The sequence below is a fragment of the Micromonospora wenchangensis genome (genome assembly GCF_002210435.1).
In the GTDB taxonomy this organism is placed as follows: domain Bacteria; phylum Actinomycetota; class Actinomycetes; order Mycobacteriales; family Micromonosporaceae; genus Micromonospora; species Micromonospora wenchangensis.
Genome location: NZ_MZMV01000035.1, coordinates 54,803 through 77,038 on the forward strand (window position 1 = coordinate 54,803; position 22,236 = coordinate 77,038).

Genomic DNA, 22,236 nt, shown 5'->3' on the forward strand with positions numbered 1-22,236 from the left:
GGTCGAGGTCAGACCAGGCAGTTGACGATGTCGGCGACCGAGCGACGCCGGCCGGTGTAGAACGGGACCTCCTCGCGGACGTGCCGCCGGGCCCCGGAGGCCCGCAGGTCCCGCATCAGGTCGACGATCCGGTGCAGCTCGTCGGCCTCGAAGGCGAGCATCCACTCGTAGTCGCCGAGGGCGAACGAGGCGACCGTGTTGGCCCGCACGTCCGGGTAGCCGCGCGCCATCTTCCCGTGTTCGGCCAGCAGCTCCCGCCGCTCGGCGTCCGGCAGCAGGTACCACTCGTAGGACCTGACGAACGGGTAGACGCACAGGTACGGCCGGGGCTCCTCGTCGGCGAGGAAGGCCGGGATGTGGCTCTTGTTGAACTCCGCCGGCCGGTGCAGCGCCAGCTGCGACCACACCGGGGTCAACGCCCGCCCCAGGGTGGTCCGACGCAACCGCAGGTAGGCGTCCTGGAGGGCGTCGCTGGACGACGAGTGCCACCAGATCATCACGTCCGCGTCGGCGCGCAGCCCGGCCACGTCGTACATGCCCCGGACCACGACGTCCTTGCCGGCCAGCTCCTCGAAGAGCGACTCCACCTCGCCGGTGACGTTCTCCCGCAGCGCCGGCAGCCCACCGGTGGCCCGGTACACCGACCACATGGTGTAGCGCACGGTGGCGTTGAGTTCCCTGATCCGGGCCGCGTTGGACTGCTCGGTGCTCTGCTCGGTCATGGACCCGATCCTTCCAGTGCTTCGATGATCTCCTCGGCCGCGTTCTCGCCGGAGCGGACGCAGACCGGGATGCCGACCCCGTCGAAACCCGCGCCGGCCACCGCCAGGGTGGGGTGCGCGGCGCGCAACGCCGCCCGGACGGCGGCCACCCGCCCGGTGTGACCGGGAGCGTACTGGGGCAGCGCGCCGCCCCAACGCTGCACGTGACCGGCGACCGGCGTGGGCAGCGCCACCCCGAGCACCCGGGTCAGCTCCCGGTGCACGGTGGCGAGCAGGTCGTCGTCGGTGACCTGGAGCGAGGTCTCCTCGCCGTACCGGCCGACGGAGGCGCGGACCAGGGCCAGCCCGTCCGGTGCGGCCAGGTGGCCCCACTTGGTGGTGAAGAACGTGGACGCCTTGATCAGCAGCCCCTCGGTCGCCGGCACCAGGAAACCGGAGAGCCGGGGCAGGTCCGGCGCGGGCAGCGCCAGGGTGACCAGCGCGACGCTGGCGTAGTCCAGCCCGCCGACGGTCGCCGCCTGCGCCGCTGCGAACCCGGCGAGCAGCCGGGCGGTGGGCCGGGCCGGCACGGTGAGCAGCACCGCGTCCGCCCCGACCGACTCCGGGTCGCGGGTCGGGCCGACGGTGAGCCGCCAGCCGTCGCCGACCGGGGTCAGCTCACGGACCGCCGCGTTGCGGCGGATCGTCGCGCCGCTGGCCGTGGCCGCCGCCTCGACCAGGGTGCCCAGCCCGCCGGTCAGGGTGCCGAAGACCGGTGCGCCGGGGGCGCGGGGCGCGGCGGCCTGCGCGGCCCGGACCGCGCCGACCAGGGTGTGTTCCACCCGCGCCGCGCGGGCCAGCGCCGGCATGGTGGTGACCAGGGACAGGTCGTCGGCCCGGCCGGCGTAGACGCCGCCGAGCATCGGGTCGACCAGCCGCTGCACCACCTGCTCGCCGAACCGGGACCGGACCAGCGCGCCCACCGAGACGTCCTGGTCCGCGTCGAGCAGCGGCCGGCCGCCGTCGCGGTCGGCGTCCGCCGTGGGCTCGGCGACCGTCGCCACCGCCGCCAGGTCCCCGGGTACGCCGACCAGGGTGCCGCCCGGGACCGGGCGCAGCCCGCCGTCGACGACGAGCGCGGCCTGCCCGACGGTGGGGTGCACGATCCGCCCGGCCAGGCCGAGCCGGCGGGCCAGGGTCACCGCGGCGGACTCGCCCCCGGCCGGGTCCCGCATCAGGAACGACTCCGCGCCGAACTCCACCGGCCGGCCGGCCAGCTCACCGGTGCGCAGCTTGCCACCGAGCGCGCCGGACTGCTCGTACACCGTGATCTCGGTGTCGGCGGGGGCGCGGTCGCGCAGCCGGACCGCGGCGGCCAGGCCGGTGATCCCGCCACCGACCACCGCCACCCGCCACGGCCGTGCCCGCACCGCTCAGCCCTGCTCGTCCCGGCGCGCGGACACCTCGTGCACCAGCGCGACCACCCGGGTCAGCACCTCGGGGTCGGTCTCCGGCAGCACACCATGACCGAGGTTGAACACGTGACCGGGGGCGGCCCGGCCCTGCTCGACGATCCGCCGCACCTCGGCCTCGATCACCGGCCAGGGGGCGAACAGCACGGTCGGGTCGAGGTTGCCCTGCACGGCCCGGTCAGGACCGATCCGGCGGGTCGCCACGTCCAGCGGGGTACGCCAGTCGACGCCGACCACGTCGGCCCCGGCCTCCCCCATCGCGCCGAGCAGTTCGGCGGTGCCCACCCCGAAGTGGATCCGAGGCACCCCCGCGTCGGCCAGGCCGGACAGCACGGCGGTGGAGTGCGGCAGGACGAAGCGGCGGTAGTCGGCCTCCGACAGGGCCCCGGCCCAGGAGTCGAAGAGCTGCACGGCGGAAACCCCGGCGTCGACCTGCACCCGCAGGAACGCCAGGGTGACCTCGGCGAGCCGGGCGCAGAGCGCGTGCCACAGCTCGGGCTGGCCGTACATCATCGCCTTGGTCCTGGCGTGGGTCCGCGACGGTCCGCCCTCGACCAGGTAGCTGGCCAGGGTGAACGGCGCGCCCGCGAAGCCGATCAGCGGGGTGTCGCCCAGCTCGGCGACGAGCAGCCGGACGGCTTCGTCCACGTACGACACGTCGGCGCGGTCGATGCGACGGACCCGCTCGACGTCGGCGACGGTACGCACCGGCTCGGCCACCACCGGCCCGGTGCCGGCGACGATGTCCAGGTCGACCCCGGCCGCGGCGACCGGGACGACGATGTCGCTGAACAGGATCGCCGCGTCGACGCCGTGCCGGCGGACCGGCTGGAGGGTGATCTCGGCGACCAGGTCCGGCCGGCGGCACGAGTCGAGCATCCCCACGTTGGCCCGGATCTCCCGGTACTCCGGCAGGGACCGGCCGGCCTGGCGCATGAACCAGACCGGGGTGTGCGGGACGGACTCCCGGCGGCAGGCCCGGACGAAGGGCGAGTCGGCCGGCCCGCTGCGGCGGGATTCTCCGTCTCGGGCGGCGGTGCCCGTGGTGTCGGTGGTCATCGCGGCAATCGTGCCACGCACCCGCGCGGGCCCGACGGGCAGCGCCGCCATTTGTGACCCGCGCCCCCGGGCACGCGCCGGCCGACGGTGGCCCGGGTGCACGGCCCGCGCCGGTCGACGGCCGCCGGGTGCCCGCCCCGCCCGGCCGCCGTGGCCCGGGTGCACCGGTCCGCCCGGCCGACGGTGCCGCGGGCCACCGGAACGTCCCGGTCGGCGGCGGGACGTGGCGCTTCGGCGTGCCGTCCCGGCGGGCGACGGCGCGTCGGCATAGGCTGCCGGTCATGGCCCCCCCGATCGCGCTCCCGGAGACGTTCGCCCACGCGGTCGCCGGCCTGCGGTCGGTCACCCCCCGGGCGGAGATCGTCCTGGAGGAGGTCGGCGCGCCCCAACGGCTCGCCCCGTACGCGTTCGCCCTCTCCGCCACCGTGCTGCGCGACGACGACGAGGTGGCCGACGGGCGGCTCATCCTGCTGCACGACCCGGCCGGGCACGACGCCTGGCAGGGCACCCTGCGGCTGGTCACCTACGTGACCGCCGACCTGGAGGTCGACCTGGCCGCCGATCCGCTGCTGCCGGGGGTGGGCTGGACCTGGCTCACCGACGCGCTGGAGGCGCACGAGGCCGACTACCGGGCTGCCGGTGGCACGGTCACCCAGACCGTGTCGACCCGGTTCGGCGACCTGGCCGGCCCGCCCGCCGCCGGGGACGTCGAGATCCGGGCGTCCTGGACGCCGCTCGGCGACGACCTGGGCGCGCACCTGTCGGCCTGGTGTGCGCTGCTCGCCTCCACCGCGGGGCTGCCGCCGCCCGGCGTCACCGCGCTCACCGACCGCCGCCCGGCCGGCGCGGCCTGACCACCCACGACACGCCCGGAGCACATGCAGATGTCCCCGGCGCCCCGGGGACGTCCCACCCGACGCCGAATGTCCCGCACCCGAGGTGGCCGTCCTCACCGCCCGGACCGCTGCCGGACACCGGGACGACACACACCGGACCGGCTGCGCACACCATCCCGCCCGGCGCACTAGGGTTGTCAGGTGACCGACGAACCACCCCTGCGCCGTCGGGCCGCCGAAAGCCGTACGGCAGACGTTCCGCCCCCGGCCGTCGCGGAGCCGGCGGACGCGGGCACCGAGCAGCCCTCCGGCGGGCCCGTACCGCTGACCGCGCCCCGCGACGGCACCCCCCAGCCGGTGGCCACCCCCGCCGAGCTTGACGAGGTCGTGGCCCGTTTCGCGGCGGGCACCGGCCCGGTGGCCCTGGACGCCGAGCGGGCCTCCGGGTACCGCTACAGCCAGCGGGCCTACCTGGTGCAGCTACGCCGGGAGGGGGCCGGCACCACGCTGATCGACCCGCTGCCGCTGCCCGACCTGACCGCCCTCGACGAGGCGATCGGCGACGCCGAATGGGTGCTGCACGCCGCCAGCCAGGACCTGGCCTGCCTGGCCGAGCTGGGGTTGCGTCCGCGCCGGTTGTTCGACACCGAGTTGGCCGCCCGGCTGGCCGGCTTCGAGCGGGTCGGCCTGGCCGCGCTGACCGAGCAGTTGCTCGGCTACACCCTGGAGAAGCACCACTCGGCGGCCGACTGGTCCAGCCGGCCGCTGCCCGAGTCGTGGCTGACCTACGCGGCGCTGGACGTGGAGATGCTGGTCGACCTGCGCGACGCGCTGGACGCGGAACTCCACGCGCAGGGCAAGTCGGCGTGGGCGGCGGAGGAGTTCGCCGCGCTGATCACCTGGGCCACCCGGCCGCCCCGGGTGCGGGCGGAGCCGTGGCGGCGGACCTCCGGCATCCACCGGGTCCGGGGGGCGCGGGCGCAGGCCCGGGTCCGGGCCCTGTGGTACGCCCGGGACCAGATCGCCGTGCGCCGCGACGCCGCTCCGGGCCGGGTGCTGCCCGACTCGGCGATCATCGCCGCCGCCGAGCTGGACCCGAAGGACGAGAAGACGCTGCTGACGCTGCCCGGGTTCGGCGGCCGGTCGGTGCGCCGGCTGGCCCGGTCCTGGCTGACGGCGCTCGACGAGGCCCGCCAGTTGGCCGACGACGCGTTGCCGGTCACCCCGACGGTGGAGGGGCCGCCCCCGCCGCACCGGTGGGCGGAGCGCGACCCGGTGGCCGCCGGGCGGCTGGCCCGCTGCCGGGAGGTGGTGGTCCGGGTCGCCGGTGAGCACCGGCTCCCGCCGGAGAACCTGATCACCCCGGACTCGGTCCGCCGGCTGGCCTGGCAGCCGCCCGACGAGATCACCGTGGACACCGTCACCGAGGTCCTGCGCGGCTACGGCGCACGCCAGTGGCAGCTCTCGCTCCTGCTGCCCGCGCTCGCCGAGGCGCTACTGCCCGCGCCCCGGGCCTGAGCCGCCGCCGCGCACCGCCCGCGACCCGGGCTGCGCCTTCACCACCGGCGCACCCGGTCCGGAGTGTGGGGTGGGCCACACCGGGGGTGGTGACGGCTTTGGTTACTGGCGAGTAGCATTCTTCGGGAAACGCCAGTGCCGGCCGACCCTCACCCGGCCCGTGCCGCCCCCGCGGCGCGTCGGCCGGGTCGTGGTCGATAAGGAGGCTCCAAGTGCCCCGAGAAGTTCGGGATGTCGTCTTCGTCGACGGTGTCCGCACCCCGTTCGGCAAGGCGGGTGGCATGTACGCCAACACCCGCGCCGACGACCTGGTCATCCGCTGCATCCGCGAGCTGCTGCGCCGCAACCCCCAGCTGCCCCCGGAGCGGGTCGAGGAGGTGGCCGTCGCCGCCACCACCCAGATCGGCGACCAGGGCCTCACCATCGGCCGCACCGCCGCCCTGCTGTCCGGACTGCCCAAGACCGTCCCCGGCTTCGCCGTCGACCGGATGTGCGCCGGGGCGATGACCGCCGTCACCGCCGTCGCCGGTGGCATCGCGATGGGCGCGTACGACATCGCCATCGCCGGAGGCGTCGAGCACATGGGCCGGCACCCGATGGGCGAAGGCGTCGATCCCAACCCACGGATCGTCGCCGAGAAGCTGGTCGACCCGTCCGCCCTGGTGATGGGGGCCACCGCCGAGAACCTGCACGACCGGGTGCCGCACATCACCAAGGAGCGCACCGACGCGTTCGCGCTCGCCTCGCAGCTCAAGACCGCCAAGGCGTACGCCGACGGCAAGCTCCAGGCCGACCTGGTGCCGGTCGCGATCCGCGACGACGAGGGCGGCTGGGGCCTGGCCACCGCCGACGAGGCGCCCCGGGAGACCTCGCTGGAAAAGCTGGCCACCCTGAAGACCCCGTTCCGCCCGCACGGCAAGGTCACCGCCGGCAACGCGGCAGGCCTCAACGACGGCGCCACCGCCAGCCTGCTCGCCGACGAGGCCACCGCCCGCGAGCTGGGCCTGCCGGTCGCCATGCGGCTGGTGTCGTACGGCTACGTCGGCGTCGAGCCCGAGGTGATGGGCGTCGGCCCGATCCCGTCGACCGAGAAGGCGCTGCGCATCGCCGGCCTGAGCATCGACGACATCGGCCTGTTCGAGCTGAACGAGGCGTTCGCCGTGCAGGTGCTCGCCTTCCTCGACCACTTCGGCATCGCCGACGACGACCCCCGGGTCAACCCGTGGGGCGGCGCGATCGCCATCGGTCACCCGCTCGCCTCCTCCGGCGTACGGCTGATGACGCAGCTCGCCCGGCAGTTCGCCGAGCACCCCGAGGTGCGCTACGGCCTCACCGCCATGTGCATCGGCATCGGCATGGGCGGCACGGTCATCTGGGAGAACCCGAACTGGGAGGGTGCAGACAAATGAGCCTCAGCGCACCGAACGAGGTCGTCACCCGGGCGCTGCTGCGGCAGGTGAACGTACCCGGGCTGGACCGGCCCGCCGCCCTGATCACCCTGGACAACGGCTTCGACCACACCAAGCCGAACACCTTCGGCCCGGGGGGGCTGGCCAGCCTGGACGAGGCGATCACCGCCGCGCTCGCCGCCGAGCCGGCGTTCGTCGCGGTCACCGGCAAGCCGTACGTCTTCTGCGTGGGCGCGGACATCACCAGCCTGCCCGCGCTGGCCGACCGGGAGCAGGCGGTGGAGATCGGCCGGCTCGGCCACCGGGTCTTCGCCCGGCTCAGGGACAGCGCCGTGCCCACCTTCGCCTTCGTCAACGGCGCGGCGATGGGCGGCGGCCTGGAACTGGCCCTGCACTGCCACTACCGGACGCTGTCCGGTGGCGCGGCGGCGCTGGCCCTGCCCGAGGTGTCGCTCGGCCTCGTCCCCGGCTGGGGCGGCACCCAACTGCTGCCGAACCTGATCGGCATCCCCGCCGCCACCCAGGTGATCCTGCAGAACCCGCTGATGCAGAACCGGATGCTCAAGCCGAAACAGGCCGCCGAGATGGGCATCGCGGACGTGCTGCTGGAGCCGGCCGACTTCCTGGAGCGGTCCCTGCAGTGGGCGGCCGGGGTGGTCCGGGGCGAGGTCACCGTCACCCGGCCCGAGATCGACAAGGACATGTGGGCGGGCGTGCTCTACTTCGCCCGGCAGACCCTCGACGCGCGGCTGCACGGCGCGGTCCCGGCCGCGTACAAGGCGCTTGACCTGCTGGAGACGGCGAAGGACGCCGACTTCGCCACCGGCACCGCCGCCGAGGACGAGGCGCTGGCCGACCTGATCTTCTCGGAGGAGCTGCGCAGCGGCCTGTACGCCTTCGACCTGGTGCAGCGGCGGGCCAAGCGGCCGGCCGGCGCGCCGGACAAGGGCCTGGCCCGGCCGGTCACCAAGGTCGGCATCGTCGGGGCCGGCCTGATGGCCAGCCAGCTCGCCCTGCTGTTCGCCCGCCGCCTCCAGGTGCCGGTCGTGCTGACCGACCTGGACCAGTCCCGGGTCGACAAGGGCGTCGGCTACGTGCACACCCAGATCGAGAAGGCCGTCAGCAAGGGCCGGATGGACAAGGGCACCGCCGCCAAGCTGTACGGCCTGGTCTCGGGCTCGGTCGACAAGTCCGTCTTCGCCGACGCCGACTTCGTCATCGAGGCCGTCTTCGAGGACCTGGACGTCAAGAAGCAGGTCTGGGCCGAGCTGGAGAAGATCGTCTCGCCGGAGGCGGTGCTCGCCACCAACACCTCCTCGCTGTCGATCACCGCGATGGCCGCCGAGCTGGAGCACCCGCAGCGGCTGGTCGGCTTCCACTTCTTCAACCCGGTGGCGGTGCTGCCGCTGCTGGAGATCGTCCGGGGCGAGCGGACCGACGACGCCACCCTGGCCACCGCGTTCGCCGTGGGCAAGCAGTTGAAGAAGTCCTCGGTGCTGGTCTCCGACGCCCCGGCGTTCGTGGTCAACCGGCTGCTCACCCGCTTCCTGGGCACCGTGTTCGCCGCCGTCGACGCGGGCACCCCGATCGACGTCGCGGACAGCGCGCTGGACCCGCTGGGGCTGCCGATGCGCCCGCTCGCCCTGCTCCAGCTCGTCGGGCCGGCCGTGGCGTACCACGTGGGCGGCACCCTGCACGAGGCGTACCCGGACCGGTTCGGCGTCAGCGAGAATCTCCGTCGGATCGCCGACTCGGGTCAGCCGATCGTCGTCGAAGACCGGATCAACGACGAGGTGGCCAAGCTGCTCGTCGTCGGGGACCAGCCGCTCACCGCCGAGCAGGTCCGGCAGAACGCCCTCGACGCGCTGGCCCAGGAGATCCGGCTGATGCTCGACGAGGGTGTCGTCGCCGAGGCGCAGGACATCGACCTGTGCATGATCCTCGGTGCCGGTTGGCCGTTCCACCTGGGCGGGATCACCCCGTACCTGGACCGGACCGGCACCTCCGAGCGGGTCACCGGACGGCGTTTCCTGCCGCGTGGGGTCGCCAGCCTGCGCGCCTGAACCATCCCCGCTCCCCCGCCGATCGCGGTGGCCGCCGATGTCCTCCCCCCGGGATATCGTGGCCACCGCGATCGTCGTTTGCGTACCCTCGTCAGACTCGGGGGGCTGCGCGGCCGGGCACCGTCTGGCTACCATCACGCGTTCTCACCCTCGCCTGGAGCTGATCTGATGACCTCACCGCCGGTCGATCCCTGGTCCGGGCAGCCGGAGCACGGCTCGCCCACCGGTCACTACTCCGACGGCCCTCCGGTGCCGCCCGAGGGCCCGCACACCCCGCCGCAGGGTGGCGGCTGGCCCACCACGCCGTACCCGGCGGGATCGCAGCCCGGCGGATGGCCGGCCGATCCGCAGTCGGGCCCGCCGGCCGACGGCTACCCCGGCCCGCAGTACGGCGGCTGGCCGCAGTCCGACCCGGCGCAGGGCGGCTACCCGGGCGCCCCGCACTCCGGCCCGCCCGCGACCCCACCGTCGGGCTACCCCGCCACCCCGCCGTCCGGCTACCCCGGCGCTGCGCAGCCCGGCTACCCGGCGGCCCCGCAGCCCGGCTACCCGGGCGCGGCCCCGTCCGGCTATCCCGGCTCCCCGCAGCCCGGCTACCCCGGCCAGCAGCCGGGCTACCCGGGTGCCGCCGCGTCGGGCGGCTACCCCGACCCCGCCGCGCAGCAGTACGCCGGCTTCGGCGGCGCGCCGTTCAGCTCCCCGCCCGGCCCCGCACCCCAGCAGTCGAAGCTGCCGCTGCTGCTGTCGCTGGGGCTTGCCGGGCTCCTGGTGCTCTGCCTCGGCGGCGGCGGCCTCACCTGGGTCGCCCTGAGCGACGACGACGACCCGAAGACGCCGACCCCGTCGCCGACGCCCACCGCGGTCACGTCGCCCACCCCGAGCCCCACCCCCGACGAGACCGACAGCCCGACCCCCGACCCGACCCCCTCCGAGAGCGCCGACGACCCGGGTCCGATCCGGCTGGTGACGCCGTCGACCCTCGGTGGCCGGTCCAAGAGCACCGACCCGGAGCTGCGCCGGATCGCCGACCAGATGGTCCGCGACATGAAGTCCGAGGTGCGCAACGAGACGGGCGCGGTGAGCGCGTTCTACGGCAGCGCGGCCAGCAAGAACATGGTGATGATGGCCGGTGCGTCCGGCCCGGTCATCCTCCCCGAGCAGGAGCTGGACGACGCGGTCAAGGGACTGGGCAGTTCGCTTGCGGTCACCAAGATGTCCACCATCGACCCGGGTCCGCTGGGCGGGGTCGCGAAGTGCGGTGACGGCAAGGCGTCCGGCATCGCGCTCGGCGTCTGCGTGTGGGCCGACCACGGCAGCGTCGGCATGATCGTCATGTACTTCTCCTCGGCGGCCAAGGCGAAGTCCGAGTTCGTCGCCATCCGGGGTGAGATCGAGAAGCGGGACTGATCCGCCAGGGGGCGGTCACGGGTCCACCGGACCCCGTGGCCGCCCCCGCGGCTGTCCGCGCCCCATGCGCGGCGGTGACCTCGGGCGGACCGGTCGGCGGCGAGGGATGTCGGTCGGGCTGGCTAAGATCACCCGGCCTCAACAAACGATCTCTGGAGCCGATCTGATGTCCCAGCCCCCGACCACCCCTCCCGCCCACCAGCCGGACGGCGACGCGCCGCAGGGCGGCTACCCGCCGCCGCCGGCACCGCAGGGCGGCTTCCCGCAGCAGCCGGACGGCGTCGGGGCCACCCCGTACGCCGCCCCGCCCGCGCCGGCGAAGAAGCGGTCCGTCGGCAAGATCGTGCTGATCGTGCTGGCCGTGCTGCTGGTGCTCTGCCTCGGCGGCGCGGCGATCGCCGCCTTCGCCCTCAAGGACGACGTCAAGGAGGCGGTGGACGCCGCCAACACGACCGTGTCCGCCCCCGCCACCCTGGCCGGCCGCCCGCAGGTCACCGAGCCGGGCCTGAAGGCGGTCGCCGACAGCCTGGTCACCGAGATGAAGAAGTCCGTGCAGAACGAGACGAGCACCGCAGGTGCCTTCTACGGTGACCCGGCCAAGCGGGACCTGCTGATGATCGCCGCCGCGTCCGGTGTGATGGTCGACCCCAAGAAGGAACTCGACGACGCCGTCACCGGCATCTCCAGCCAGCTCAACGTCACCAACATGGCGGCCGTCGACGCCGGCCCGCTCGGTGGCGACGCCAAGTGCGGCGACGGCAAGAGCGAGGGCGTTCCGCTGGGCGTCTGCATCTGGGCCGACCGGGGCAGCGTGGGCCTCATCGTCCAGTACTACAAGTCGGCCGCCGAGCTGAAGTCCGAGTTCGTCACCATGCGCGGGCAGATCGAGAAGAAGGGCTGACCCCACCCGGTCGCCCCGACGGGCCCCGTCCACCACACGGTGGGCGGGGCCCGTCGGCGTCCGGGCCGACCCGCCGGCAGCTCAGCCAGGCCGACGGTCAGCCGGACCGACGGTCAGCCGGTGCTGGCGGCCCGCTCGGCGGCGCTGCGCAGCACGCAGAACTCGTTGCCCTCCGGGTCGGCCAGCACCACCCAGCCGGTGCCGTCGGGCCGCCGCCGGTCGTCGACCTGGACGGCACCGACGGCCAGCAGCCGCGCGACCTCCTCGTCCCGGGTCCGGTCGACCGGCTCCAGATCGAGGTGCAGGCGGTTCTTCACCGACTTGCCCTCCGGCACGGCCAGGAAGAGCACCTCCGGCCCGCCCGGCGGCAGCAGCATCGCCTCCGGGTCACCGGGGTGGTCGTCGGGCTGGCGGGGGCACTCGAAGACCTGCGCCCAGAAGCCGGCCAGGGCGTACGTGTCGTGACAGTCGATACCGATGTTGTGGATCCGTGCGCTCACGGGTCTGCCTTTCGCAGCAGTGGAACGCGCCCCGTGACGTGCGGTGTCAGCGGTGGGCAGGGCGGGGCGCGGGACAGGTCATGATGGACATCTACCGCACCCCCTCTCCTCGGACCGGGCCGACGCAGCGATCTTTGCAGGCGTTCCGCCGGCCGGCAAGCCGGTTCAGCCCGGGGTCTGGTCGGCCGAGGGCAGCGTGACGGTCACCTCCAGGCCCCCGCCCTTCTGCGCGGTGACCTGGACCGTCCCGCCGTGCGCGTCGCAGACCGCCCGGACGATCGACAGGCCCAGCCCGGAACCCCGGGCCCCGGTGCGTTCCCGCCCGCCCCGGCGGAACGGCTCGAACAGCCCCGGCACGTCGGCCTGGTCCACCTCGAACCCGGTGTTGCGCACCACCAGCCAGGACGAGCGTCCGTCGGTGCCGGTACGCACCCAGAGCCGGCCGTGCAGGTGGTTGTACCGCACCGCGTTCTCGATCAGGTTCCCGGCCAGCCGGTCCAGCAGACCCGGGTCGCCGGTCACCGGGGCCGGTCGCAGCGAGGACTGCACCCGCAGCCCGATCCGCTCCACCTCGCGGGACATGGCGGACAACGCGTTGGCGGTGCCGGTCGCCAGGTCACACTCCGTACGCCGGGCCAGCCGTCGACCCGTCTGGGCCTCGCTACGGGCCAGCACCAGCAGGGCGTCCACCAGGCCGTTGGCGCGTTCCGACGCGTCCCGGACCACGGTGGCCATCCGACGGTACTCGGCGGCATCCGCCTCGTCGTCGCTGAGCGTCACGTCGATCTCGGTACGCATCACCGCCAGCGGGGTCCGCAGCTCGTGCGAGGCGTTGGCGACGAAGCGTTTCTGCGCCTCGAAGGCGGCGGTGATCCGGTCCAGCATCGCGTCGAAGGTCCGGGCCAGCTCGGCCACCTCGTCGTCCGGCCCGGACCAGCCGATTCGCTGGTCGAGCGTGGTCTCGCCGAGCCGGCGCGCGGTCGCGGTGACCTGGTGCAGCGGGCGCAGCGTCCGGCCGGCCACCCAGTACGCCCCGGCCACCCCGACCACGCTGATCGCCAGCAGCGCCAGCAGGCCCTTGACCAGCAGCTCGTCGGAGGCGGCGTCGACCAGTTGCCGCTGCCACACCGCCGCGTCCAGCGAACGCCCGTCGGCCAGCAGCACGGTGGTGCCCGGCCGCAGCTCGTCGGTGGGCCGCAACGCGTCGCGCACCAGCAACCAGGCCAGCGTCACCAGGATCGCCCCGGCCCCGACCAGCAGCACCCCGTTGAGCAGCGTCAACCGTAACCGCAGGGTGGGCCGCAGCCGCCGGGTCACGACCGCACCCCGGGCCCCGCGCAGCCGCCCCACCGCGCCGGTCCGCGCCACGACCCCGGGGCTCGCCGCACCGGCCCGCTCCCCGCGCTCATGAGCCGACCGTCCGGTAGCCGGCACCGACCACCGTCTCGATCAACGGTGGGTCGCCGAGCTTCTTGCGCAGGGTCCGCACGGTCACCCGGACGATGGTCGTGAACGGGTCGGTGTTGGCGTCCCAGACCCGCTCCAGCAGCTCCTCGCTGGAGACCACCGCGCCGCGCGCCTTGACCAGCTCGCTGAGCACCCCGAACTCCTTGTTGGTCAGGTCGACCGGGGCACCCGCCCGGGTGACCACCCGGCGGGCCGGGTCGAGCACCACGTCACCCACCTGGAGCACCGGCGGGGCGGCCGGCGTGGCCCGCCGGCCCAGCGCCTGCACCCGGGCCACCAACTCGTCGAACGCGAACGGCTTGGGCAGGTAGTCGTCCGCGCCGAGACCCAACCCCTCCACCCGGTCGGCGACGCTGTCGCTGGCGGTGAGCATCAGCACCCGGGTGAGGGTGCCGGAGGCGGCCAGCTCGGCGCAGATCTGGTCGCCGTGCATGCCGGGCAGGTCGCGGTCGAGGACCACCACGTCGTACCGGGTGACGAAGGCGGCCTCGTGACCGGCGTCACCGTCGTACGCCACGTCGACCGCCATGCCCCGCTTACGCAGCCCCCGCACGATCGCGTCGGCGAGGTTCCGTTCGTCCTCGACCACCAGCACCCGCATCCCGACCTCCTCGCCGACCTGTCCGACAACCTAGCGCCGCCGGCCAAACGCCCGGCCGCAGGTGGGCCGCCCGGCACCGTCAGTCGGGCATCCGCCACACGCCGATGCTGTCGCGTTGCCGCCAGCAGACCAGCACCCCCTGACGCCGCCAGCAGGCCTGCCACCGGCCGGGTAGCACGTCGCGGACCCGCAGCGAGCCGTCGGTCGGGTCCAGCTCGGCCAGCAACTGCCGGCCGCCGCCGACCGGCCGGACGACCAGCAGCGCGTCGGTGGGCCGCCACTGGTGGACCAACTCCCACCTGCCCAGCTCGGCCACGGCCCGACCGGTCGCCGCGTCCAGCAGGGCCAGCCCCTGCCGCCCGTCGGCGCTGACCCCGACCATCCGGCCGGCGACCGACGCGACCGGGGCCCACCAGTCGGAGGTCCAGCGCACCCGGCCGGTCACCGGATCGAGCACCCGGGTCCCGAACGCCTCCCCCAGGCAGACCGCGTCGCCGCAGGACCGGACGGACCAGCCGTCCGGCGTCGGCACCGGCGTGTCCCACCGTCGCCGGCCGGACGCCAGGTCGTAGGCGGCCAGGCGGCCCGGTTCCCCGTCGACCAGCAGCAGGTCACCGACCGGTCGGGCCACGTGGTGATGGTCGCCGCGGGCGGGCGGCACCGGGAACGCGAGCCGACGTACGCCGGTGTCGACGTCGTACGCCTCGGCCCGGCCGGCGCTGGTCACCACGACGAGTTCCGCGACGCCGCGCTCCCCCGGCCGGTAATCGACGGTGGCCGCCCCGGCGGTGACCGTCCAGCGGACCGCGCCGGTGGCCGGCTCGACCCCGCGTACCGCCACCCGGTCGACGTGCAGGTCCTCCAGCAGCAGCCCGCCGTCGGCGGTCGGCACCGCCACCCCGGGCTGCCGCCACCGGGCCCGCCCGTCGACGTGGTCGAGCACCATGGAGACCGGTTCGCCGCCGGGGTCGGTGGTGACCACCACGTCGTCGCCGACCCCCTCCAGCACCACCAGTTGGTGCCGGGGCGACAGCGACGTCTCCCAGCGGATCCGCCCGTCGGTCAGGTCGATCGCGGTGAGCTGCCGGCTGCCCGCCGGTGAGAGCGCCGACGGGTAGGCGAGCACCAGCAGGCCCCCGACGATCAGGTGGCTGGGCTCCGGCACGTCCGGCACGGGCACTGGGGTCAACCGGGTCGGCCCGGGTGCCGCGCCGGCCAGGGTGAGCAGCAGGAGCAACGCGGTCAGGGCGACGGCCGCCGGGTGGCCGGCCGACCGCCGGCCCCGGGGCCGGCGTGCCGGCGGGGGCGTCGGCTCGTCGTGGTGCCCGACCTCACCCAGGTCGATCACCGTCACCGGGGCACCCGCCAGACCCCGAACCTGCCGTCCATCAGCCGGCACAGCAGCAGTTGCGCGTCGCTCTGACAGTCGCCGGAGACGGCCGGCAGCACGTCGCGCACCCGGGCCCGCGCGGCGGCCACGTCCAGCTCGGCGACCAGCATCCGGCCGTCGCCGGCCGGGCGCACCCCGAACACCGGCCCGTCCGGGCTCCGCGACGCGGCGACGTTCCACACGTCCAGTTCGGCGGCGACCCGCCCGGAGGCTACGTCGAGCACCACCAGCGGGTGCCAGACGCCCCGGCCCAGGCCGCTCGCCAGCATCCGGCCGCCGCGTTCGGTCCCGGACAGCTCCCACCGGTTGTCGCGCCACACCGTCCGGCCGGTCGCGGGGTCCAGCGCCCGCACCCCGCCGGCCTCGCCCTGCACGCAGAGCAACGGTCCGCACGCGACGAAGAACACCGGCGTCGTCAACGGCACCTCCCATCGGCGGTCCAGCCCGTCGAGGCCGAACCCGGTGAGCCGGCCGGAGTTCCCCGCGAAGGCGAGCAGCAGGTCACCGACGACGTCGAACCCGGTGTTCGACGGCGTTCCCTCGTGGTCGAGCGGTGCGGTGTGCAGGCGTACCCCGCGCCGGGCGTCCCAGACCTCGGCCGGGCCGTCCGGGCGCACCGTCACGATCCGGTCCACCCCGTCGGCCGCGGAGCTGAACAGGACCATCCCCGCCGGAACCGGCACTGACCAACGGTCCCGCCCGCTGCTCGGATCGACGGAGTTGATCGTCATTCGCCCGTCCGCGCCGTCCTCGAAGAGCAGGTCGGGGCCGGCGGGCCGACCCGACCCGGTCCGCTGCCACCGCACCCGGCCGGTGTCCCGGTCGTGGGCGAACGTCCGGTACTCCCCGTCCAGCCGGCCGGAGGAGCCGGTGAGCAGCAGCAGGTCGGCGTGCCGGCGCAACTGCGCGGAACCGCTGACCACCGGCACCGGCATCTGCCACCGGCGTACCGGCCGTGCCCCGGCGGAGGTGGGGACGGTCCAGGCACTCAACCAGCCGGGAGCGGCGGCGGTGCCGCTGGGTTCGAGCAGGAAGACCTCCCCGTCGTGGAGCAGCGCCACCGTGCCGAGCGGGGCGGGGACCACGGCCGCCACCCGCTGTGCCACCGGCGCGGCGGCGGTCGACGCCAGCAGGGTGAGCGCCAGCACCACCGCCAGCCGCAGCGGCCGGCCGACGGCCCGGGGCGCGGGACCGGACGGCGGCGGCAGCGGATCGTCGCGGAGTTCACCCAGATCGATGACCGTCACGCGCACCCTCTTTCCACCGCCACGCCCCGCCGACCGCCCGCCGGCGACGCGGAGCGCCACACACCGGGCCACCGGAGCGACCGGCCGTCGCCTGTACGATGGCCCGTCGTGGCCGTGCCGGTGGTAGATCCCTCGTTGAACCCGACGTCCGCGCGCGACGCGGTCGAACCCGACGCGACCGGGCCCGACGCGACAGACCCGCCCCGGCGGCCCCGCCGACGGCCGGGCCGGGCCGACGTGCTCGCCATCGGAGCCTATGCGCTGATCGGTGTTCTCGTGTGCCTGAACTACTGGGTGGACGTGCAGCACCGGGTGTCGTCCCACCTGCCGACCGACCACAGCTGGTTCGAGTGGTTGTTCACCCACGGCGCGTACTCCGTGCGGCACCTGGAGAACCCGCTGTTCAGCGCCCGGCAGAACGCCCCGGACGGGGTGAACATGATGGCGAACACCTCGCTGCTGGGCATGACCATCCCGCTGGCCCCGGTCACACTGCTGTTCGGCCCGCAGGTGACGTACGCGCTCTACCTGGGCGGGGCGCTCGCCGCGACGGCGGCCACCTCGTACTGGATGCTCTCCCGGCACCTGGTGCGCTCGCGGGCCGGCGCGTTCGTCGGCGGCGCGTTCCTCGGTTTCGCCCCGGGCATCGTGCACCACGCCAACGGGCAGCCCAACTTCGTCTCCAACTTCCTGCTGCCGCTGATCGTGACCCGGGTGCTGCTGCTGGGCCGGCCCGGCCGGTGGCGGCGCGACGGGCTGGTGCTGGGCCTACTGGTGGCGTACCAGGTCTTCATCAACGAGGAGATGCTGCTGCTGACCGCGCTGGCCTGCCTGGTGGCGGTGGTCGCGTACGTGGTGCAGCGGCCCCGCGAGGCCCGCGCGCGGGCCGGCGGTTTCCTGGCCGCGCTCGGGGTCGGCGGCGGGCTGGCGCTGCTGCTCACCGCGTACCCGATCTGGTACCAGTTCAACGGGCCGCAGTCCTACCGGGGCCTGCAGGGCGGGGTGTTCCACAACTGGGGCGAGGACCTGATGGCCTTCGTCACCTTCGCCCGGGACACGGTGGCCGGAGACGAGGCGGTCGAGAAGACCATCGGCCTGACCGAGCAGAACACCTGGTTCGGCTGGCCGCTGGTGCTGGTCGCGCTGGCCGCCCTGGTGCTGCTCTGGCGGCGGTCGCTGGCCGCCCGGATCGCCGGGGTGCTGGTGGTGGTCTTCACCGTCGCGGCGATCGGCCCCAAGGTGCGGTTCGACGGGGTGGAGACCACCGTGGACGGCCCGTGGGCGTACATCCCGGACGACCTGCCGCTGGTCGAGATGATGATGCCGACCCGGCTGACCCTGGTGGTGACCGGTGCGGTCGGCGTCCTGCTCGCGCTGGCCTGGGACGCGGTGGGCGGCCACGGCCGCCCCCGGGTGCCGGCGCCGCGCGCCGCCGCCGACGACACCACCGCCGACAGCGCCGGGAAGGCCGCGCCGGCCCGTCGCCGGTGGGTCCGGCCGGTCGGGTACGCGGCGATCGCGCTGGCGGTGCTGCCGCTGTTCCCCCGTCCGCTGCCCGCGCAGCACATCGACCTGCCGCCGCACTTCATCACCGCCGGCGGCTGGCGGCCGTACGTGCCGGACGGGCGCACCCTGGTCCCGGTGCCGATCCCGAGCAACGTGCACGGCCTGTCCACGCTGCGTTGGAGCGCGCTGACCGGGCACGAGTTCCCGGTGCCGGGCGGCTACTTCATCGGCCCCAACGAGCTGGGCGAGGGCGTCTTCGGCGCGCCGAACCGGCCGACCAGCACCCTGATCTACGCCACCATCGACGCCGGCACGGTGCCCGCGCTGACCGCGGAGAACCGCCGGCAGGCGGTGGAGGACCTGCGGTTCTGGCGGGCGTCGGTGGTGGTGCTGGGGGCCCATCCGCGCGAGGCGGTGCTGCGGGACCTGATGACCGGCCTGCTCGGCCCGGCGCAGCGGGTCGACGACGTCTGGCTCTGGGACGTCCGCCCCCTGGTCGACTGACCCGCCCGGCCCGGCGGACGGCACGACCGGCCGGACCATCGGTCCGGCCGGTCGAAGGATCAGGCGGTGCGGGCGGACAACGGCCGGACGTCCCACACCCACACGTCGAGTTCCCGGCGGGCGGGGCCGACCAACTGCTCGACGGTCCGGCGCAGCGGCTCCGCGTTGTGCTGGCGCAGCGGCAGCACCAGCACCGCGGCGTTCCAGTGCCGCAGCTCGTCCAGGCTGCGGCGGCGCTGCCGGTCGTCCAGTTTGGTGGTCCGGCCGGTGGTGGCGACCTCGTCGAGGAGCTGCCCGATGCCGCTGGGCCGCCCGCCGAACCGGCCCGGGTCGCCGGTGTTGCCGTTGCGCGGGGCGAGGAAGTAGCCACCCGGGATCTTGAAGTCCAGGTTGGTGGCCGCCGCCCAGCGCATCCCGTGGGTGTTGCCCATGCTGGGCACGGGCACCGGCACCAGGGTCTGCCCGGGGCCGACGTACTCGCGCCAGCGGTCGGCGGTGATGAAGTCCGGCACCGGCGGGCGGGAGGTCACCTTCAGCGGCATCGGCACGATCGGCAGCAGCGCCAGCACCAGGGCGGCCACCGTGACGGTCTTGGCGTGCTGCCACTGCGCGCCGCGCAGCGTCCAGGCCCGCTGCACCGCCAGCGCCAGCAGCATGCCGATCACCACTGAGGTGATCAGGGCGAACCGGGTGGGCACCACCGCGTCCAGCAGGGGCAGCCGCACCAGCAGCTCCCACGGCCCGGTGACCAGGTCCCGCCCCCACCAGGAGATCCGCTCGCCGAGGGAGAGCAGCGCGAAGAACGCGCCGGTGACGGCGAGTGCCCGGACGAGGCGTTCGCGGCGCAGCCAGAGCACGATGCCGACGGCGATCAGCGACAGGCTCCAGCCGAAGAAGGCGTTCTCCTCGGAGTAGTTCGGGGCCAGGTTGACGTTGGCCCGTTCGTTGCCGCCGAAGGTCGGCGAGCCGGGGGCGAAGAAGGCGGCGATGTCGTTGCCGTAGTCCTGCACCGCGTCGCTGAGCCCGTGGTACGCCATCGGTCCGGCGAACTGGATGTAGAGCGGGTACGCCAGCAGCGCCCCGGCGAGCACCGCGCACGCGGCCAGCCCGGTGGCCAGGGGCCGCCACGCCGCCGACCAGAGCGCCGGCCGCTGGGCCACCATGGCGATCAGGAAGATGCCGCAGGCCAGGGCGGTGAAGAGCAGGATCTCCTCGTTGATGAACGCCTGCCCGGTGACCAGCACGGCGAGCAGCAGCCCGTCACGCACCGGCCGGGTGGAGCGGGTCAGCACCATCACCCGCCACACGATGAACGGCAGCAGGAACTGGCTGATGATGTTGGGGTGCCAGTTGGCGTGCGAGAGCATCGCCGGGGAGAACCCGCAGAACCAGCCGCCGACCGCCGCGGCGAGCCGCCGCCGCACGAGGTGCCGGGACAGCACGTGGTACCAGGCGGCGGCGGTGCCGGCCAGGCCCAGGGTGACCAGCACCACGAAGGACACCGCCGGCCCGAACAGCAGGGTGACCGGGACCATCGGGATGCCCAGCGCCAGCACCGCCGTGTTGGCCATCAGGTTGACGCCGTCGGGGAAGTTGAACTGGTCGGTGTAGAACGGGAACTCCCCGTGCAGCACCACCCGCACCGAGTGGGCGAGGAAGAACTGCACCTGCGCCGGGTCGCTGCTGTAGAGCGAGGCCACCCGGCCGGCCGGGTCGGCCCAGATCCGGCTGGTCACCCAGAGCGCGACGAGCAGGAAGATGCCGTACACCACCAGGTCCTTGCGGCGGGCGGTCCAGCGCCAGCGCCGCCACCACGCGGCCGGCGTCGCGCCGTCACCGTCCGTGTCCGCAACCATCCGCTCCGGTACGACCACCGCCGCCGCGCCGTCGCCGTCGACCCCCGACCCGTCGGCCGCCCCGGCGGGTGCCGTCCCCACCGGTGGCGCGTCGACCGGCGATGCCTCGACCGTCCGGTCGACGGGTGCCGGCGCGTCGGTGAGGCGCAGGTCGGCAGGGGTGGCACGGGTCACGGGTGGGGGCGCGGTCGCGGTGGCCGTCGTGCCGCGGGCGGAGCCCCCGGAGTCGTCGGGGGCCGGTGCGGAGGCGCCACGGGGCTCGGCAGACGTCACAGTCGGCGGAGTCTACCGGAGCCGGGAAAAAGCCCGAAATTCACTGTGGTGTCCCTTGTGGTCATCGGGACACGGTTGCGGGGCGTCACCGGGCGTTGCGTACCATGTGGGCTTCCGACAACGACGGCGACGCGATCGGGGGCGTAGGGATGGCTTCGGTTCGCCGTCGCGGCACGACGGTGGCCGCGCTGCTCGCCGCGCTGCTCGTGGCCCCGGCATGCGGTCCGGTCGCCGGGCGTCAGGTCCACGAGCTGCGGGTCGGCTACGACAGTCTGGACGGCACCCGCGCGGTGTGGCCGCCGCGCGGCGCGCTCGCCGGGGACGCCGCGGCGACGGCGGCGGTGACCGAGGCGGTCCGCGCCTGGCGTTCACCGGTCGACGACCGGGTCCACCTGCCGTCGTCGGGGATCCTCTGGTCGGGTGCGGTCGACGGCGTGCCGCTGGCCCTGGTCGCCGCCGACGTCCCCGGGGAGAGCGCCTCCTGGCTGCTCCAGCTCACCGGGCGTGACGGACGGTACGAGGTGACCCGCGCCAGCGAGTACACCGACCCGGGTTACCTGGTCTATGCCGACGTCCTCCCGCTGCGCCTGCCGGACGGCCGGCGCTACCTGACCTCCGGCCGGGTGGAGCGGCTGCTCGGCCCGGACGGCCGGGCGCTGATGCTGACCGACGGGCTGACCGGCGCGGTGAAGGTGCCCGACTGCCGGGCGGTGCCGGTGACGGCGACCCTGCGGGCCACCGAGTCGCTGCCCCGGGGGCGGGCCGCCGACCGCCTGCTCGACCTGGGCGTCGCCACCGTCGACCCGAGGTACCCCCTGGTCCGCGACGACACCGGCTCCGGCAGGCGGGCCCTCGACGGGTTGGACACCTGCGTGCTGGCCGACGAGCAGGGGCCGTTCGGGAGCATCCCGCGCCGCATCGGCGACCGGGACGCGCCCCGGTCGGTGCCCGAGTCGTGGCCGATGGAGAAGCTGGCCGTCCGGGCCATCGGCGAGATGACGCTTGGCGGCGGGAACGACCCCGGCGACCTGGAGCAGCTCACCTGGGAGACGGACGCGGGGACGATGACCGCGGTGGTCTACCGTCCGGCAGGCGACGGCACGCCCGTGGTCTCCCCCGCCGACCGGTCCAACCCGTTGCAGACGTACGTGCTGCCGGTGCCGGGGCAGCCGCTGGTGGTGCTGACCTGGCGGGGCAACCGTGACGCCTCCCTGTCGGTGCCCCCCGGCACCCCCCGCCTGGTGGAACGTCCCGGCCTGGTGGTCGTCCCGATGCCCGCCTCCCGGCAGACCTTCAGCCTGGCCACCGCCGAGAAGACCTACTACCGCTCCGCCGGCGGCCGCTGACCCCACCCCACCCCGCCGCCTCCCCGCCCCGGCCCACCCCCGCCCCACCCCGGCTCGCCCCGGTGATCAAGAGGTTTGCGTCACGGTCAACGCCGCCGGTGACGCAAACCTCTTGATCACCGGGGTCAGCGGCGACGGGCGGGCGGGGGCGGGAACCGGGGAGAGACGGCGCGGGGGCGG

The 22,236-nt window shown here is 74.6% G+C and carries 17 protein-coding genes; 8 read left to right on the plus strand and 9 right to left on the minus strand.

The genetic code is table 11. The features are described from left to right. Positions 1-8 precede the first annotated feature (8 nt). The 3 genes from hemQ to hemE are packed head-to-tail and all read right to left on the minus strand — an operon-like array spanning position 9 to position 3,232. A complete protein-coding gene (gene hemQ / locus B5D80_RS20295) occupies positions 9-722 on the minus strand; it encodes a hydrogen peroxide-dependent heme synthase (protein ID WP_088645485.1) in 714 nt (237 codons plus the stop codon). Further along, entirely contained in the window at positions 719-2,131 is a 1,413-nt protein-coding gene (gene hemG, locus B5D80_RS20300; protein WP_088645486.1) for a protoporphyrinogen oxidase, read from the minus strand. Before hemG ends, hemQ begins: the two co-directional genes overlap by 4 nt. A gap of 3 nt (positions 2,132-2,134) precedes the next feature. After that, positions 2,135-3,232, minus strand: a complete 1,098-nt coding sequence (hemE, locus tag B5D80_RS20305; protein ID WP_088645502.1) for a uroporphyrinogen decarboxylase — start codon at positions 3,230-3,232, stop codon at positions 2,135-2,137. Positions 3,233-3,513: 281 nt separating this feature from the next. Here hemE and B5D80_RS20310 point away from each other — a divergent pair, with 281 nt between their 5' ends. From B5D80_RS20310 to B5D80_RS20335, 6 genes are all read left to right on the plus strand, one after another. Next, positions 3,514-4,086, plus strand: coding sequence for a DUF3000 domain-containing protein (locus B5D80_RS20310; protein WP_088645503.1), 573 nt, complete (start codon positions 3,514-3,516; stop codon positions 4,084-4,086). 183 nt (positions 4,087-4,269) lie between these two features. Then, positions 4,270-5,586 carry a ribonuclease D gene (locus B5D80_RS20315; RefSeq protein ID WP_088645487.1) on the plus strand — a complete coding sequence of 439 codons (1,317 nt, stop codon included), beginning with the start codon at positions 4,270-4,272 and terminating at the stop codon, positions 5,584-5,586. Between the two features lie 212 nt (positions 5,587-5,798). Continuing rightward, complete coding sequence (locus B5D80_RS20320; RefSeq protein ID WP_088645488.1) at positions 5,799-6,995, plus strand: thiolase family protein; 1,197 nt, start codon at positions 5,799-5,801, stop codon at positions 6,993-6,995. Then, the gene (locus tag B5D80_RS20325; protein WP_088645489.1) at positions 6,992-9,058 is read left to right on the plus strand and encodes a 3-hydroxyacyl-CoA dehydrogenase NAD-binding domain-containing protein; all 2,067 of its coding nucleotides are present in this window, start codon (positions 6,992-6,994) and stop codon (positions 9,056-9,058) included. The genes B5D80_RS20320 and B5D80_RS20325 overlap by 4 nt, the downstream gene beginning before the upstream one ends. A gap of 168 nt (positions 9,059-9,226) precedes the next feature. Next, positions 9,227-10,465, plus strand: a complete 1,239-nt coding sequence (locus tag B5D80_RS20330) for a hypothetical protein (protein WP_088645490.1) — start codon at positions 9,227-9,229, stop codon at positions 10,463-10,465. A gap of 166 nt (positions 10,466-10,631) precedes the next feature. Beyond that, a complete protein-coding gene (locus B5D80_RS20335) occupies positions 10,632-11,366 on the plus strand; it encodes a hypothetical protein (RefSeq protein WP_088645491.1) in 735 nt (244 codons plus the stop codon). Between the two features lie 113 nt (positions 11,367-11,479). On the opposite strand, the gene B5D80_RS20340 is transcribed toward B5D80_RS20335, so the two are convergent. From B5D80_RS20340 to B5D80_RS33000, 5 genes are all read right to left on the minus strand, one after another. After that, the gene (locus B5D80_RS20340) at positions 11,480-11,866 is read right to left on the minus strand and encodes a VOC family protein (protein WP_088645492.1); all 387 of its coding nucleotides are present in this window, start codon (positions 11,864-11,866) and stop codon (positions 11,480-11,482) included. 165 nt (positions 11,867-12,031) lie between these two features. Further along, complete coding sequence (locus B5D80_RS20345; protein WP_245854810.1) at positions 12,032-13,183, minus strand: sensor histidine kinase; 1,152 nt, start codon at positions 13,181-13,183, stop codon at positions 12,032-12,034. Positions 13,184-13,271: 88 nt separating this feature from the next. Next, a complete protein-coding gene (locus B5D80_RS20350) occupies positions 13,272-13,934 on the minus strand; it encodes a response regulator transcription factor (RefSeq protein WP_088645493.1) in 663 nt (220 codons plus the stop codon). Positions 13,935-14,013: 79 nt separating this feature from the next. Continuing rightward, positions 14,014-15,288, minus strand: coding sequence for an outer membrane protein assembly factor BamB family protein (locus B5D80_RS20355; protein WP_158224223.1), 1,275 nt, complete (start codon positions 15,286-15,288; stop codon positions 14,014-14,016). Next, positions 15,285-16,571 carry an outer membrane protein assembly factor BamB family protein gene (locus B5D80_RS33000; RefSeq protein ID WP_144081722.1) on the minus strand — a complete coding sequence of 429 codons (1,287 nt, stop codon included), beginning with the start codon at positions 16,569-16,571 and terminating at the stop codon, positions 15,285-15,287. The genes B5D80_RS20355 and B5D80_RS33000 overlap by 4 nt, the downstream gene beginning before the upstream one ends. A 237-nt stretch (positions 16,572-16,808) precedes the next feature. Here B5D80_RS33000 and B5D80_RS20360 point away from each other — a divergent pair, with 237 nt between their 5' ends. Beyond that, positions 16,809-18,581, plus strand: coding sequence for a hypothetical protein (locus B5D80_RS20360; protein WP_425437221.1), 1,773 nt, complete (start codon positions 16,809-16,811; stop codon positions 18,579-18,581). A gap of 59 nt (positions 18,582-18,640) precedes the next feature. Here the strand turns inward: B5D80_RS20360 and B5D80_RS20365 are convergent, their stop codons facing one another. Next, a complete protein-coding gene (locus tag B5D80_RS20365; protein ID WP_088645505.1) occupies positions 18,641-20,437 on the minus strand; it encodes a glycosyltransferase family protein in 1,797 nt (598 codons plus the stop codon). A 422-nt stretch (positions 20,438-20,859) separates the two neighbouring features. Here B5D80_RS20365 and B5D80_RS20370 point away from each other — a divergent pair, with 422 nt between their 5' ends. Then, positions 20,860-22,056, plus strand: a complete 1,197-nt coding sequence (locus tag B5D80_RS20370) for a hypothetical protein (RefSeq protein WP_088645496.1) — start codon at positions 20,860-20,862, stop codon at positions 22,054-22,056. The last annotated feature ends 180 nt before the right edge of the window (positions 22,057-22,236 follow it).